Source organism: Paenibacillus kyungheensis, from assembly GCF_028606985.1.
GTDB classification, from domain to species: Bacteria; Bacillota; Bacilli; order Paenibacillales; family Paenibacillaceae; genus Saccharibacillus; species Saccharibacillus kyungheensis.
The window spans coordinates 4,999,588-5,015,376 of record NZ_CP117416.1; the positions used below are offsets into that span (position 1 = coordinate 4,999,588).

The window sequence follows — 15,789 nt, forward strand, 5'->3', positions numbered from 1 at the left end:
GTAAGCGATAAAACCTTGACAAGTCAAAGCTTTTTTAAGTTACTGTCCTCTGCTATTTCGGTAGTCTATCACCGTTAAAAAGCACGTTGTTAGGTGAAAAATAATGCCGTTTGGATAGGCAGTGTATATTTATGCTGGAAAGGGGAATATTTTGTTTATTTTTTAAATAAATCTTGTATATCGAATGTATATCAATAAAACGTAGCCCATGATCATGCGATGTATTTATCTTTTAAAATAATTCCAGACCAATCATTCCGAATATTATTGACTATTTAGTCTGGAATGATTATAGTAAATGTATCGCTTCTGAATTTTAGCCAATTTATTAACTACATTCACTCATTCGAAAGGCAGGTATCCCTATGGAAAATCAATCTCTACATGAATCTTCAACATTATCTATTGAGGCTTATCATGAACAGGCTATGCAGATGATGAATACGTTTAGTCAAGCGATGCTAAATGAGGATATTGATTTATTCCTTAGTCTTTTTAGCTCAAATATTGTTTTTGAATTCCCGTATGCACCTGAGGAATATGCCAAGCAATTGGATGGCATTGATGCTCTACGACAACATCTGGAATCGTTAAAAGGAATGATCGCTTTTACTCATTTCACTACTCCAGTGATTCATATTTCTGCGGATACTTCCACTTTTATTGCTCAATTTCAAGGTTTGGGTACTTTTGTTGCTACAGGCTTACCTTATGAGCAAGATTATATCTCAGTCGTGACTACTCTGAACGGGCAAGTTACCCGTTATCAAGATTATTGGAATCCACTTCAAGTATCTTAATCTTATGTCATTTCAATTTACTATCTGAATAGCATCATAAAGGAGTATATTATGAAATCTATTGAGCGCATTTTAGTTACTGGCGGACAAGGTAAAACGTCTTCTCGTATTACATCTCTTCTTCTGACAGAGGGTTATCACGTTCGTACAGCAGGTAGAAGATCTTCTTCATTGCCACATCCTCACGCCGAACATGTGCTTTTTGATTGGCATGATTCATCAACGTATGCACAAGCTTTGCAAGATATAGATGCTATTTATGTCGTTATTCCTGTCACGATGTATCCCGAACCTATCGTTATTCCTTTTATTGAGCTTGCCCTTGCTCAAGGTATCCAACGGGTTGTGTTACTATCCAGTGCATCTATTCATATTGATGAACCTGTTTTTGGACATATACATCGCTGGATCAGTGAACACGTACCACAGTGGGCAGTATTACGACCTTCTTATTTTATGCAAAATTTTACCGAAGCACAGCAAGCCGACTTGATTCACCAACATAGAATAATTGCTAGCGCTACACATAAAGGCAAAATTGGATTTGTCGATGCTGATGATATCGCTGCTGTGGCTGTAAAAGCATTAACAGATATCACTCCTCATAATACTGAACATCTGATTACAGGTCCTCAATCACTCACTTATGAGGAAGTAGCGACTATAATTACAGAAGTGACAGGCGTACCGATTACGTATCATGCCACCAGTGAATCAGAGTTGCAACAGCAATTGATAGAGGCTGGAATCGCACCAGATTATGCTAGTTTTCTAGCTCATTTGGATACACGAATTGCTGTAGAAGGGATCGAAGATCAGGTAAGCGATAGTGTTGAGCGTGTCACAGCTAGACCCCCAAGATCTTTCCGCCAATATATTGAGGATCATAGACATTTATTTGTAAATACAACAAAAGGCAGCGCTTAATGCTGCCTTTTTGTTTTTGCATATAATACGGATAATGCGATCTCTGTAATTGTGTTCAATTTAGCCTGATCGGCACCCAACTTGGTCGTAAAAATCAGTGCTGTTCGTTCATGGACTAGATACTGTGCCATCGCAGTCAAATTTACCTCTGATCCTAATTCTCCTTGCTCTACAGCACGTTCTAATAAACGGTAAAATCCTGCTTCAATCTGTGCGTTATTATCCTGCAAATATTGATGTAATTCTGTATCATGTGGAGCATACTCTATAGCACTTGCGATAATAAAACATTCTTGAGCTAATTCGTTATCAATCAGTACACTAATCATCTTTTGAAAAATCTGCTCGATTAATGGCAAGACTTCACCAGATTGCTCTAACAATGATAATAAATCTGCTGTTTTATGATCCATATAGTGCTTAACCGCAAGAATAAATAGATCACGCTTGGTTCCATACGTATCATATAGACTCTGACGAGCAATCCCTAATTCTTGCAACAGATCAGGTAACGTCGTTCCTTCATATCCCCGACTGCCAAACGTCTTCATCGCTCGATGCAACACGATAGTCGTATCAAAAGCTTTCGTACGTGCCACTATCTTTCACATCCTCTATCTTTCACTCTACCCTATAAGCTAACCTTACACCGCATCCTGCCCTGATTTCCAGCTTAAATAATCGGTAATCGTCGTGATCGCTACGTCAATCGCATCTTCACTCGGCTCAAGCTTCGCATGATGCAATCCATAAGGCGTGTCCACACCTAACCAGAACATAAATCCCGGAATACGATCCAGAAAATAACCAAAATCTTCGCCGGTCATCGCTTCTGTACATTCTACTAGATTCACATCAGAACGTTGTCCTAACCAATCCATAAATTCATGGGTCAATGTCGCTTCGTTAAACACTTGCAAGTAATTGGAGCCCCAATCGATCTCTGCCTGACATTCAAATCCGGCTTCGATTCCTTTGACCAGTGCTTCTATACGAGATTTAACAGCGACCATCGTATCCGCTGACAGTGTACGAATTGTGCCTTCCAGACGAGCGCGCTCGGCGATGATATTTTGCTTGGTTCCGCCTTCGACTTTACCAATCGTCACAACAGCGGAGTCTAACGGATTGATATTACGGGCGATAATCGTCTGCAACTGTCCTACCAACTGACAACCTGCAACGACCATATCATTGGCTTTGTGCGGATAAGCGGCATGTCCTCCTGTACCGATCAGATCGATAAACAATTCAGATGTATTGGCAAATAAAATCCCTGCACGGGTCGCAATCGTACCAACAGGATATTCAGGGGCCACATGAAGTCCGATCATCTGATCTGGCATCCAATCGGCTAATTCTGCACTGGCTAACATCGGTTTGGCTCCGCCCGGGCCTTCTTCTGCTGGCTGGAAAATAACCACAAGATCATCTGTCATTTGATGAGTCGCAAAATGAGTCAATACGCCGAGTCCAATCGTCATATGTAGATCGTGTCCACAAGCGTGCATATATCCTTCATGTTCACTTTGAAAATCGTAAGACGTCTGCTCGACAATTGGCAACCCATCCATATCGGCACGATAACCAAAACGGCGCTTCGGTGCACTGCCATGAATATAGATTAAAATCCCTGTACGCCATGTGCGAATTTCCAAATGGTTTTGCGGAAGAGTAGCGATATAATCAAGCAAATACTGTTGCGTTTTGAACTCTTGAAATCCTGGTTCAGGAATACGATGAAGATCACGCCGAATCTGAGTAAAAGTAGTCATCTGAATCTCCTTTTTCTTTCTCATTCTATACGAATAGTTATAATACATAGCGTCAGTATACCACCCAAAGTAGCACCAAAAACAAACTCAATACCAAGCTCAAAGGATGAAAGAAAGACCCAGCATGTGCGGGGTCTCCAGATCGAAATATATAGTTATACCTAATTATAAATTACAGTGTACGTAGATCTTGCAAAATTTCTGTTTTAGACTTCGTTTTGTCGTCTACTTGCTTGATTACACGTGCTGGAGTACCTGCTACAACAGAGAAAGGAGGAACGTCTTGCGTTACCACAGCGCCAGCCGCTACAACAGCACCTTCACCGATACGTACGCCTTCAAGTACAACTACGTTCGCACCGATCAATACATCATCTTCAACGGTTACAGGTTGAGCAGAAGGTGGCTCAATGACGCCAGCAAGAACAGAACCTGCTCCGATATGACACATTTTACCGACTTGTACACGTCCACCTAGAACAGCGCCCATATCGATCATTGTACCTTCACCGATCACAACACCGATATTGATAACAGCGCCCATCATAATAACAGCGTTATCGCCGATAGATACCATTTCACGAATAAATGCGCCTGGCTCAATACGTGCATTGATGTTTTTCATATCTAACAAAGGAATCGCAGAGTTACGACGGTCGCTTTCGATCACTTGGTCTGCAATTTTGCTTGCATTTTCAGTCAAAACGCCTTGAATATCTGCCCAATCGCCGAAAATAACACCTGTGTTGCCAGTGATAAATGTCTGTACGTCTTCAGGGAATGTAATGCTGTCCAATTCACCTTTAAGGTATACTTTGACTGGAGTTTTCTTTTTGCTCGTTTTGATCAAGTTAATAATTTCGTGTGTATTCATTTCCGTGGACATGTATAAAGGCTCCTTTTATATAACTGCATGTATTTTTAAATGGATCATCAGACAAAAATCTGAGCTACATCCTTTATAGCACAATCAAAGGTGCAGTCGCAATGGACACAAGGCTTCCAAATGTTCACTACGTATGGAATAACTATACCATATGCACTCTATAAGTTCGCCCTAATCCGCAAAAGATACAAAAAAATAGAGAAGAAGTACAAATGCACTCTTCTCTCCTTTTTAACCGCTATCCAGTAACCCGTATTTTTTGCGAAAACGTTCTAATACTTTGATCCATCCACCTGCCAGAATCGCAAGGAAAAAGACATTGGATAACGCATGAGCTAGATCAAAATAAAAGCTTTGTACATATACCGCTAGCACGGCTTTCCATTCCAAAGCAACTGCAAGATCGATCACAACCCACAGATTCATAATCCAGCCAAATAAAAAGCCCCAGATCAGCCCGAATGCAAGTAAGCCGAGTCGCTTCTTCATCCACCATGTCTGACGAAGTAAACCTGCACTTACGCCCATCATCCCCCATGCAAACATCTGCCATGGTGTCCAAGGGCCTTGTCCGAAATAGATATTCGATACAAGCGCCGCCATCGCGCCCACAATAAAGCCTGCTTCAGAGCCAAATACCAGTGCCGACAGAATGACGATTGCCGAGACAGGCTTCACACTGGGTAAAGCGGCAAAAGGAATCCGGCTGACTGCTGCAATCGCCGCTAACATCGCCAGCAGAACCAATTCACGCGCTTCAAGCTTACGCCGTTCAAAGCGGACAAATAACGGCAACATCACCGCCAATAACAATACAAAACTGAGCAACATATAATGATCACTCAGCACTGCATTAGACAATGCCAATACTAAAATACTTAGACCTACTGCAATCATCAGCCAGAGGCGGGAACGCGCCATACATCCAGTACCTCCTCTGCGGTGAGTACACCTGGTAACCAATCACGTACAACTCGATTAACAGCTGTCGTATAAAATACATTTTCGCTAAAAAAGATCGAAGGTATATCTGTCGTAGTAATCATGCCATCAAATAACATCGCACAACGGCTGCTATAACTTGCTGCAAATTCTACATCATGAGTCACGATCACAATCGTATGTCCGGCTTGACGAAGCTCTAGTAATTGCTGGGCTAAAGCGATTTTGGCAAGTGGATCAAGCCCTTTGGTAGGCTCGTCTAATAGCAGAATATCTGGATTGAGCAGTAACACAATCGCTAACGCTGTTTTCTGCTGTTGTCCACCGCTAATATCATGTGGATGCTTCTGTTCTAATCCTTCTAATTGTAGTTGCTTCATCAGCTTCGCAATCGCAAGCTCTGGTTCTGCAATACCTGCATGTTGAGCTGCTGTCGATAATTCTTCTGCCACTGTATCATGACTGAAATACAGCAGTGGATTTTGCGCGAGATAGCCGATGTTTAGCTTATTGGCTTTTTTGATTGTTCCTCTTCGTGGTTGAAGTAGCCCTGCTAGCAATTGAAGTAGTGTCGATTTACCTGCTCCATTGCCTCCTAGAATCGCTAACATTTCTCCCTGAACAATCTGCAAATCTAACTTTTTCAACACTTCATCACTTTTCTTTTCATATTGAAAAGTGACTTCACGACATTCTAGCAGTATCTGTTCTTTGGCAAAAGAAGTCGTAAGCGGTGCTGAATCAGCTAATGGTGCTACCGTGTCCGCCAAAGAGCGATCCCAGTCCAACGTCTGCAACCACTGCTTTCCTTCACGCACTGTAAAAGGAACAGCAGATAGAGTAGATAGAACAGGTACCTTTTCGGTTATTTGCTTGTTATGCATCGTCCAGAATAACTGTGTAACCGAAGGCAAATATTTAAAATCATCGGGATCATGACGCTGTATCTGTTCACTCACTTCACGAGGAGAACCGCTGTATTTCAGCTTCCCTTTTTCCAACAGAATCATCTGATCAGCCAAAGGAATGACTTCTTCTAAGCGATGCTCACTAATAATAACAGTCGTTGAAAATTCTCGATTCAATCGGTAGACCATCGAAATAAATTCACGTGCCGCTACCGGATCAAGTTGTGAAGTCGGTTCATCCAATAACAGTAATTTCGGTTGTAACAGCAACACAGAAGCTAGATTAAGCAATTGCTTTTGCCCGCCCGATAATTCGTGAATTGGCTTGTATAATAAAGGCTCTAATCCAAAAAACTGCGCAATTTCTGCTAATCGACTGCGCATCACTGGAAGAGAATAGCCCAGATTTTCCATCCCAAATGATAGTTCATGCCAGACTACATCCATCACAATACTGTTATCTGGATTTTGAAAAACCATTCCGATCTCTTGCGCTGACTGATGTGCTGGTAATTCATTTAACATATTGCCGTTATAATAGATCGTGCCGCCGATTTGACCAACAGGCGTTAATTCAGGCTTGAGTTGGCTTAACAATGTCGTTTTGCCACAGCCTGACGCTCCGCACAATACAACAAAATCTCCTGCATGGACAGTGAAATGAATATCACTTAATACCTGATGTGGTTCGTCAGGATAAGCAAAAGAAAGTTGATTTACTTGGAGTATTTCCATGATAGCCATTCCTTTCCTTCTACAATCACTGGAATCAGCAGATACAGACCAAAGCATAAATATAGTAGCCAATCCTGCATACTAAATACCATGGACTGCATACGCGGATAGATGACAGCTCGTCCCCATCCAAGCGCACTGCCGATCATAATAACGATAATCAATACAGACAGACATCCGGTTAACCAGCGATCTCTGCGATCCATACGATGGACTACATACGCTGTACGCTTGGTTGTACCATATCCGCGTGCTTTCATCGAGTCTGCACTTTGGAGCGCTTCTTCTAATGACCAGACCAGCAGTACTTTGACAAGAGTCATCCCATCTCTCATACGCTTAGTGAGCGATCCTTCATGAACGCTGATTCCACGTGTACGTTGCACCAGCGTGATCTGAGTTAATCTTCGGCGCAATAATGGCACAAACCGTAATGCCATCATCACTACCAGTGCACTTTGAGGCACAAATTTGGCAAACAAATACATAAATTTATCAGTCGTTACATTATAGTTATACGATAGACTGGTCAGCAGAATCAGCGTGAGCGATAACAACATAGTCACGCCATACAATACGGATTCCAACGTAATCGGCTGATCCATAAAGTAAAATAAAATATGTTGACCTCGGTGTGAAATCAATGGATTAATCACTACAATCGCTATACCGATCAGCAGATAAAAAGGCAACATCCGCACAATAGTACCTGCATGCTTTTGTATACTAATTAACACAATCAGCAAAATGATACCTGTCAGCAAAAAGACAGGATGAAATAGCAACATCCCGCTCAATAACAATCCTCCATAAAACAAAAACAATGTGATGGGATGCAGAGCACGAAATCCGCTGTTCAATTTTTAGCTCCTATATCTTTTCCAAGATCAGTCGTATACAACCAGTCAATCTGATCTCCCGCTTGCACTTTGTATGCGCCTGCGCTCATATTTGGAAAATTGCCATTAACTTTGAACATCCATCCACTGGTAGGCCCTTCGTCAAATTCATACAGATTATCGATTCCTTCTACATAAGCGAACCCACTAGACCCTTGATACTCCATAGGTATTCCTTTGCTACGGGTTACACGCTTCAGTAAATCCAGCGCGCTTTCCCCTGCTTCTACTGGCACAGAGGTAGATCCCAGTATGTTACTGTCGCCTGTAATCGATAATGTAACTGTAGACGCTTGAGGTTGTGGCTTAGGTGCTGATGGTGTTGTAGGCGTTGCTGTTGTACCCGAGCCTTTAGCTGTATTGCTAGATGGCTTGGATGTACTGGTTGATGGTTTGGAATCTTTTGTCGTTGTTTTGGTGTTGTCTTTGGTGCTCTTTGTAGATGTATCTTTGGTACTGCTTTTAGACTGATTGTCAGAAGTTGCTGTTGATTTTTGAGATGATGGAGTATCTGAATCACTAGATGTCGAACTGGATTTTTCTTTGGTATTACTGGTCGATGGTGTGCTAGTTGAAGTCGATGATTGGTCTTTGTTGGTATTTGTCTTCGTTGAAGCACCATCAGTCGTGTTCTCTTTGGGATCAGCCGTCTTTTGTGTGTCGTTCATTGTCTGCTGATCTGCTTCTTTTGCCCCAGTAGAAGCTTGAGAATCAGTAACTGGTGTAGCGTCTTTATCTGTTGGTGCTGTCGCAGAATCGGATTGATCTTTAGTTACAGTCTTATCTTGAGAAGCAACTTCATCCGAAGTTGGCGGTGACTCTGTGATCGTAGCTGTTGAAGAATCGGTAGCCGATGATTGATTAGTCGGTGCAGTAGAAGAACAACCACTGATCAATAACAACGTCAACAACATCGCCATGATAGCTACTGGCAAGTGTGAATATTTGCCTGAATGCTGAGCAGAAGTTGGTGTTGGCACAGTATGATGATGCTGTTGCTGACAATCTCTACGCGGATGTTGATTGCTCATCTTGATCGATACCCTCCTTACATACACAAAACGGAACGCTGGACACTATGATCCCCGTTCCGCTATTTGTGTAATCTATTATTTCTTTTAGTTTACCGTAAAATTAGTTCGCTTGCGCCATCTTCTGTACATTGATCGCCACCACAGCTGCCATCTCACGTGTTACTTTGGCTTGAGGATCAAATTTGTTATTGGCACCCACCATAATTCCATTATTTACTACAGCGCTGACTGCGCTACGTGCATAACTACCGATTTTCGCTTGATCTGCAAAAGAAGCAGTCGATGTGCCTTGAAGTGCAAATGCACGAGTTAACATCACAGCCATATCTTGACGGGATACCGGCTGATTTGGTTGGAATGATGTTGCGCTAATGCCTGTGATAATGCCTTTATTTTGGGCGGTCATAATTGCATTATAATACCACTGATTAGCCGATACGTCTTTAAATGTCGATTTACTAGTAGAGGTATTTCCTGACTCTGTTGCTCCGGTCAAACGAACTACTAATGCAGCAAATTGAGCACGTGTTAATTGTTGTTTAGGAGCAAATACAAGTTCCTGATCACTCACACCTAACATCAACCCTGCATCATAAGCACGATGTACAGAATCAGAAGCCCATGCTGAAATGGTATTTTCATCTGCAAATGTAACTGTTGTACTTGTACCTGTATCTACAGGCTTAGTAGCAGTATTTGCTAAATTATAAATCGTATTTCCACTGTTCATATACTGCTGATATGCAACCAGAGCAAGTAATGCTTGTTCGGTAGCAATATTGTCGCTTGCACCGCCTACCGTATGGCTATAAGTGCCATTAGTTTGACGGAACTGGCTTAGACGCGTAATTAGGTCACCATTGGACTTGGTAAAACGTGCGTCTTTCGGATTGATACCTGCTGATGTTAGCGCAACGATTACTTGAGAGACACTTTCGCTACTATCATCGTTATAAGCAGAATATCCTCCGTTAGCTTGCTGTTGTGCAGATAGATATTGAACAGCTTGGTCGATCGCTGTTTGGACTTTGGCCTGTGTGCGTTCAGGTGCAAGTGCAGCAACTGCCATTGCTGTCATATCTACACTGCTCGCTTCACCTGTTGCCAGTGGGAATCCACCATCGCTATTTTGCGCGCTTAACAACCATGTCACTAGCTTGTCTTGGTTCCATGTAGCTGTTGAAGGCATTGTATACTTATCACTATTTAGCGCAATCAAAGCAAAGATAGGTCCATTGGTTCCTTGAGCTGTCATTTTCTCATGGTTGACCATTTTGTCGATTAAGTTCACACCGCTCACAGATGTTGGATCGCCACCTGCTGCTTTGATCCCTAAAATCAATCGTTCCAGATCAGTCACTTTGCGGAATGTACCTGCTGATTGTTTGACTTGAGCTGTTGCATTAGTTAGGTAACTAGCTGGCAAAGTTCCACCTGCACGTACAATTCCTACTGCTTCCCATTCGGTTAATGGGTTATGAGAAAGCACATTTTTGACTGTTGCATTGATATCTGTTGTTAATTGTTGCTGGTCTGCTGAGCTTGCTAATACATCTTTGTTGATGACCGCATATTGGGTAAAGTGAGAGACTGCTCCGGTGATAATACCAGTTTTGGCATCCAAAGCTGTTGGAACAGGTACCCATTGCTTAGTTTCTTCATTTAGCCACGCAATCGTCAGGCTAGACATTGTATTAGCATAGACTGGAATTTTGAATGAAAGGTATACAGGCTTTTCGAACTGTTGCCCTTTTGGCGTAAATTCATACAGACTGGATACAAGCTCTGGACGACTAGCCATTTCTTCTTCAATTCCAATCGTAGTGTTACTCTTCACACTATTGGCTGGCACAATAAATTGTACTTTACCTGCTGGATCAGCAAGTGTTGCTTTCTGATCAGCGGTCACTTCTGCACTGACACTTACTTTTGCCGCAGATGCTAAAGCTTTGGCTATCGAATTGGCTGTACTAGCAGTCATTGGAGAACCCGAGTTGAGTACTGTACTCGACTGCCCTGCTTCATTCACAGCCAGTTGATTATTGGATTTGATTTTCAGTTGAGACAATTCACTTTCTACTTGAGAAGGAATGATTGTCGGGAAAGGAACTCCCAGACTGTTATTCGCACTTCCTCCACCGCCACCAGAAACAGTAGCTGTGCCATCACTATAGCGCCATGCTAGATTGTCTCCAGCTTTTAACGTATAGGCTCCGGCTCCTGTGTTCGGTTGTTGTCCATTGACTGTGTACACCCAACCGCTTAATGGCCCTTTATCAAATTCACTTAATCCATCAATAGCTGTTACATAAGCAGTAGCACCGCTACCTCTGTAACTTACACGACTGGAACCTAACTGACGTAATAATACGCTAAAAGCAGTATCTCTATTTTGCAATGTAATCGAAGTCGTAGGCAGAATCGTACTATCACCTGTGACGGACATCGTAATCGTATTGGCAGTAGGTGTCGTTGTACTGCCACCTGTACTGTTATCGTTCGCTACAATTAAGGTAGAAGTACTGCGTACAATCGAAGGTACATTGTTATTCTGGTATCCTGTCACAGCCACAGTATAGGAACCTGAACTCATTTTGTTAAATGAAGCTACACCCTGTGCGTTGGTTGTTACTGTTTGGTTACCGACTTGTACTTGTACATTTGCCGCAGGACTGACTACTTTGTCGCTAGTAAATGTATCGTTATTCCATATCCAATCGGCTTTTTGTACCGTAATATCGAAGCCACTGCTTGCTTTTGGCACCGCAGGCGATGTCGTTACAGACTCTACTAATGAGATTCCATAAGCTCCGAAATACACATATACTTGATCCGAAGGTTGTAATACAAATGCATCCATACCCACATCCGGTGATATCCACTGGCCATTACGTTTTACCGCGAACAACCAACCACTAGATGGATCAAGATCACCACTATTGATGCCTGCGATTCCTGTTACATATTTACCAAATGAAGCAGATGCAATCGTTAGCTTTACTTCATGTTGTGAAGCAACATTTTGTAATGCATCTAGTGCATAGACAGCTTCAGTCACGCCTGTGGTTACAGGAGCAGAAGGGCCTTCTACGATAACACTTGCTTGTACTTTGGTGCCCTGCCCTGGCTCAGGAGTAGGCGTTGGTTCTGGCTCAGGCTGTGGTGCTACAGGAGGATTAGGATTGGTATACAGCACTCCTGCATTTTTTGTATACAGATCATACGCTACTAATGCTCGTAATGCTTGATCTGTTGAAAAAGCTTTGTCCGATGCACTTGCAGTCAATTCATGACGGAAACCACCATCACTATTTTGAAAAGCAAGTAAACGGTCGATTAACGATTTTCCATTTTTCTCAAATTGTACATCGGTTGGATCGATTCCAAATGAAGCTAGTCCAATAATCTCCTGTGCAATCGATTCACTGCTTGAATCGTCTGATTTTTGGATCAACCAATTCACTGCTTTTTGCCCTGCTGTCTGTACATCTGCACGATCTTTATACGGAGCTAGAGCACTAAGTGCCATTCCATAATAATCTGTCGACATTTGCGGGCCATTGATCGCTGCAACTACACTATCGATCAGTGTATCGCGTCCTTGCTTGGCATCATTAGGCACTTGATATGTACCAGAATCTAATGCGATCAATGCAAACATCGGGCCATTAACACCTTGTTGATTGATATTCGCATGATTGTATAATTTTTCGATCAAATTACAATCGGAAATATTCGTAGCATTTAAACCTACCGATGCGCCTGCAATCGCCATTCGTGCTAATTCGGTTACCGAAGGCTTCGCTTGAGCACACAGATTTTTTACTTCTGTTCTTAAACTACTGTAGTAGCTAGCAGGAATGGCTTTGCCTGTACGTGCATAGCTGACTGCAATCCAATCGCCATCGACTCCACCATTAGCGTCGATATATTGCATCGCTTGCGTGATAGCCTGACCATATACAGATTGGGTGACGTTCGTATTGACGGTTGAATCGTTAGTAGAAGAATCATTCGAAGTGTAGACCGCTTGAGATACAGTGGTTGTCGTAGGATTCGGTTCATCTGCTGCATACGCAGAAGCAGAGAATACACCGGACGGTACTAATGTAGCGATCGTAAGCACCAGTGTTAAGATCGTAGCGATCCACTGACGGGATAGAGATGATTTCATAGGAGACCTTCTTTCTTGGTTTAGTAAAATAGACATAACGACAGTACAACATAAAAAAGCCACTTCAACGGAAGTGACTTCAAAGGCATAACAGCACAACCATTCACCACCTATGACGATACAGGCTTAGAATGCTAGGACTGTTTCTCCTCTTTGCTCCGAAGATGATAGAAACGATTGCTCGCAAGGCAGGTCTCCTGGCTATGCTTCATCACATCCTCCTACCTTCCCATCGCTTCATGCAACAGTGGCTCGATTCAGGAGTTGTTCAGCATTTACAGTGGCGGGACCGCGCCGGAATACACCGGACTTCCCTTTTAAGCGGATACAAAATCATATTCGTATCTGCACCTTGGACAATAAATTATATAGATTTGTAGTATTTATCATAGCGATAGCACCGGGCTTTGTCTACGAATTCTAGCAAATTACTTATCGGAAACATGTGAAAAAATAAAAGCGCATCCTGATCCACAGGACACGCTCATAAATAACGATACGATTTAGCTTACGCTTTAACTTCTAACGTCCAACCAAATGGATCTTCGGCTACACCTTTTTGGATACCGGTCAATGTCTCATACAACTTGGCAGACAATTCGCCTGTTTTACCTTCGTTGATAACCATTTTCTCACCTTGCCAGTTCAATTCGCCCATAGGAGAAATAACGGCTGCGGTACCTGTACCGAAAGCTTCTTCTAACTTGCCTTCTTTGTGCGCTTCTTCCAATTCATCAATCGAAAGAATACGTTCTTCGACAGGAATATCCCAATGCTTCAGCAATTGGATAATCGAATCACGCGTAATCCCGCTTAAGATACTGCCGTTGAGCGCAGGTGTTACGACGATACCGTTAATTTTGAAAAAGACGTTCATACTACCCACTTCTTCAATATATTTACGATGTACACCATCTAACCATAGTACTTGAGAATAACCCAGTTCTGTAGCGCCTTCTTGCGCTTTGAGTCCAGCTGCATAGTTACCTGCTGTTTTTGCCATTCCTACGCCGCCGGGAACAGCACGTACATATTTGGATTCCACGAAAATTTTAACCGGATTGATGCCTTCTGCATAATAAGCACCTACAGGTGAAAGGATAATCATAAATTTATATTGACGTGAAGGTGATACGCCTAGTGTTGGTTCTGTTGCAATAACAAATGGACGTACATAGAGTGAATTACCTTCACCTTCTGGAATCCATTCACGATCGGTAAGAATCAGCTGACGCAAGGCTTCAAGCGCCAATTCAGGATCCACTTCTGGAATACTCATACGCTCGTTAGAGATATTAAGACGCTCTATATTTTTAGTAGGACGGAACATAAGCACACGTCCATCTTCTGTTGCATATGCTTTGAGTCCTTCAAAAATCGTTTGTCCATAATGGAATACTTTAGCTGCCGGGTCCATCATAATCGGTTGATAAGGAACGATACGTGCATCATGCCAACCTTGTCCAGCATCATAGTCCAGAATAAACATATGATCTGTAAATTGTGTACCAAATACTACCCCATCCATGGATGCCGGTTTCTCTTTTTTATTCGTTGTGTGTTCGATCTTGATCTCTATAGTCATGGTTTATGTCTCCTTAAACAATTATTCCTTAAATCATATCACTTCTTATCCCAAATCGAAAATACTTAAAAACAATAAGTTGATAGGCAATATGTCAATAGACATACTATAGTTTAATTTATGTACCATATATAATGTAAAAAAACTCTATAAAAAAACTAAGAGCGGTCGCTGACAGCGACCGCTCGTACAAACCACAAAAGTGATTTTTTCCTTAGACTTATTTTAAGCTTAGTCTACAATAAAATCAACCAGTTTATGAATGTAATCAAAAATACTTTGTAGTAATTGATTTTTATTATAATAATGAATATTTTTCTTGATTCTCTGCATAATTAATTGTAATTCATCATTTCGTTTTTTCCTAACTCCGCTACTGAGCACATATGTTGAGTGACAATATAACAAAGCTGATAGATCATGTATTCTTTGATTTTCTAATCTTTTCTTCCTTGTATGTTTGCTAATATTCGGGACTTTTCCAACAAATAATTTAATATACTTTGATTGTCTATCATGTGTTAAAGTTTGCTCATTTAATTTTATTAAAATAGGGCTGCTGTGAGCACATATATTTCTAATATTCTTTACGTATCTTATAATAGAGGCAATTTCTATATATTCATTTTGATGCTCATGTTCGTAATAAAACTCCACAAATCTAACAAATTCTCCAAAAGTTATAATTTCAAATAATACCCATATCGATAAATCGTTTTTTCTTTTTAGATAAAGATCATAATTATAATGTCTACTTGCGTATCTAATATGATCAAAAAAAGATTCTGAACTTTTACCTATTTTTTGCGAAAACCTATCTATAATGGTATATCCATCTTCCTGACTCTTAGTAATATCAGCTAATATTTTCGTTTTTAAAAAGTGTTCAATATCAAGCGTCATTTGAAGAAGAGTATACCTAAGTTGCATATCAATACTTGCTAAATCAACAAGATGTTGAAAGTCTAAATGAATATATTTTCCTTTATTATCCTTAGGAAAATTACTTCGATAAGCAGATAACTTATAATAGTAATTTGAGTACTCCAGAATATGCTCTGGTGTTTCTAAAGAAGGAAGATTAAACTGAATTCCTTTATCCTTCATATGAACTATTAACTCTG

Annotated in this window: 12 protein-coding genes and 1 riboswitch; of the genes, 2 read left to right on the forward strand and 10 right to left on the reverse strand. The window is 41.3% G+C overall.

The genetic code is table 11. The annotated features are described in order from the left end of the window. Nucleotides 1-365: 365 nt before the first annotated feature. Together PQ456_RS21705 and PQ456_RS21710 are read left to right on the forward strand one after the other, a co-directional pair. On the forward strand, nucleotides 366-800 hold the full coding sequence (locus PQ456_RS21705; protein WP_273614082.1) for a nuclear transport factor 2 family protein: 435 nt from the start codon (nucleotides 366-368) through the stop codon (nucleotides 798-800). Between the two features lie 51 nt (nucleotides 801-851). After that, entirely contained in the window at nucleotides 852-1,727 is an 876-nt protein-coding gene (locus tag PQ456_RS21710; protein WP_273614083.1) for an NmrA family NAD(P)-binding protein, read from the forward strand. Here the strand turns inward: PQ456_RS21710 and PQ456_RS21715 are convergent. The 10 genes from PQ456_RS21715 to PQ456_RS21760 form a co-directional block, all read right to left on the reverse strand. Next, entirely contained in the window at nucleotides 1,724-2,326 is a 603-nt protein-coding gene (locus PQ456_RS21715) for a TetR/AcrR family transcriptional regulator (RefSeq protein ID WP_273614084.1), read from the reverse strand. The genes PQ456_RS21710 and PQ456_RS21715 overlap by 4 nt on opposite strands. A gap of 45 nt (nucleotides 2,327-2,371) precedes the next feature. Then, the gene (locus tag PQ456_RS21720) at nucleotides 2,372-3,502 is read right to left on the reverse strand and encodes an N-acetyldiaminopimelate deacetylase (RefSeq protein WP_273614085.1); all 1,131 of its coding nucleotides are present in this window, start codon (nucleotides 3,500-3,502) and stop codon (nucleotides 2,372-2,374) included. 172 nt (nucleotides 3,503-3,674) lie between these two features. Then, nucleotides 3,675-4,388, reverse strand: a complete 714-nt coding sequence (dapD, locus tag PQ456_RS21725) for a 2,3,4,5-tetrahydropyridine-2,6-dicarboxylate N-acetyltransferase (protein WP_204825966.1) — start codon at nucleotides 4,386-4,388, stop codon at nucleotides 3,675-3,677. Nucleotides 4,389-4,619: 231 nt separating this feature from the next. Beyond that, complete coding sequence (locus PQ456_RS21730; RefSeq protein ID WP_273614086.1) at nucleotides 4,620-5,309, reverse strand: ECF transporter S component; 690 nt, start codon at nucleotides 5,307-5,309, stop codon at nucleotides 4,620-4,622. Further along, nucleotides 5,285-6,982 carry an ABC transporter ATP-binding protein gene (locus tag PQ456_RS21735; RefSeq protein WP_273614087.1) on the reverse strand — a complete coding sequence of 566 codons (1,698 nt, stop codon included), beginning with the start codon at nucleotides 6,980-6,982 and terminating at the stop codon, nucleotides 5,285-5,287. Before PQ456_RS21735 ends, PQ456_RS21730 begins: the two co-directional genes overlap by 25 nt. After that, nucleotides 6,955-7,833 (reverse strand): energy-coupling factor transporter transmembrane component T, encoded by an 879-nt coding sequence (locus PQ456_RS21740; RefSeq protein WP_273614088.1) that lies wholly within the window; start codon nucleotides 7,831-7,833, stop codon nucleotides 6,955-6,957. Before PQ456_RS21740 ends, PQ456_RS21735 begins: the two co-directional genes overlap by 28 nt. Continuing rightward, nucleotides 7,830-8,903, reverse strand: coding sequence for a DUF4430 domain-containing protein (locus tag PQ456_RS21745; protein WP_273614089.1), 1,074 nt, complete (start codon nucleotides 8,901-8,903; stop codon nucleotides 7,830-7,832). Before PQ456_RS21745 ends, PQ456_RS21740 begins: the two co-directional genes overlap by 4 nt. A gap of 103 nt (nucleotides 8,904-9,006) precedes the next feature. Then, nucleotides 9,007-13,080, reverse strand: a complete 4,074-nt coding sequence (locus PQ456_RS21750) for an S-layer homology domain-containing protein (RefSeq protein ID WP_273614090.1) — start codon at nucleotides 13,078-13,080, stop codon at nucleotides 9,007-9,009. A 170-nt stretch (nucleotides 13,081-13,250) separates the two neighbouring features. Then, a riboswitch (cobalamin riboswitch) is annotated at nucleotides 13,251-13,450 on the reverse strand. A gap of 138 nt (nucleotides 13,451-13,588) precedes the next feature. Continuing rightward, a complete protein-coding gene (locus PQ456_RS21755) occupies nucleotides 13,589-14,665 on the reverse strand; it encodes a branched-chain amino acid aminotransferase (protein ID WP_273614091.1) in 1,077 nt (358 codons plus the stop codon). 231 nt (nucleotides 14,666-14,896) lie between these two features. Next, complete coding sequence (locus PQ456_RS21760; protein ID WP_273614092.1) at nucleotides 14,897-15,772, reverse strand: Abi family protein; 876 nt, start codon at nucleotides 15,770-15,772, stop codon at nucleotides 14,897-14,899. Nucleotides 15,773-15,789: the final 17 nt, after the last annotated feature.

Excerpts from the sequence above, each read along its gene's own strand:
- PQ456_RS21755 (WP_273614091.1), bottom strand. The coding sequence starts at position 14,665 with ATGACTATAGAGATCAAGATCGAACACACAACGAATAAAAAAGAGAAA.
- PQ456_RS21760 (WP_273614092.1), bottom strand. The coding sequence starts at position 15,772 with ATGAAGGATAAAGGAATTCAGTTTAATCTTCCTTCTTTAGAAACACCA.
- PQ456_RS21750 (WP_273614090.1), bottom strand. The coding sequence starts at position 13,080 with ATGAAATCATCTCTATCCCGTCAGTGGATCGCTACGATCTTAACACTG.
- PQ456_RS21705 (WP_273614082.1), top strand. The coding sequence starts at position 366 with ATGGAAAATCAATCTCTACATGAATCTTCAACATTATCTATTGAGGCT.
- dapD (WP_204825966.1), bottom strand. The coding sequence starts at position 4,388 with ATGTCCACGGAAATGAATACACACGAAATTATTAACTTGATCAAAACG.
- PQ456_RS21710 (WP_273614083.1), top strand. The coding sequence starts at position 852 with ATGAAATCTATTGAGCGCATTTTAGTTACTGGCGGACAAGGTAAAACG.
- PQ456_RS21745 (WP_273614089.1), bottom strand. The coding sequence starts at position 8,903 with ATGAGCAATCAACATCCGCGTAGAGATTGTCAGCAACAGCATCATCAT.
- PQ456_RS21730 (WP_273614086.1), bottom strand. The coding sequence starts at position 5,309 with ATGGCGCGTTCCCGCCTCTGGCTGATGATTGCAGTAGGTCTAAGTATT.
- PQ456_RS21735 (WP_273614087.1), bottom strand. The coding sequence starts at position 6,982 with ATGGCTATCATGGAAATACTCCAAGTAAATCAACTTTCTTTTGCTTAT.
- PQ456_RS21720 (WP_273614085.1), bottom strand. The coding sequence starts at position 3,502 with ATGACTACTTTTACTCAGATTCGGCGTGATCTTCATCGTATTCCTGAA.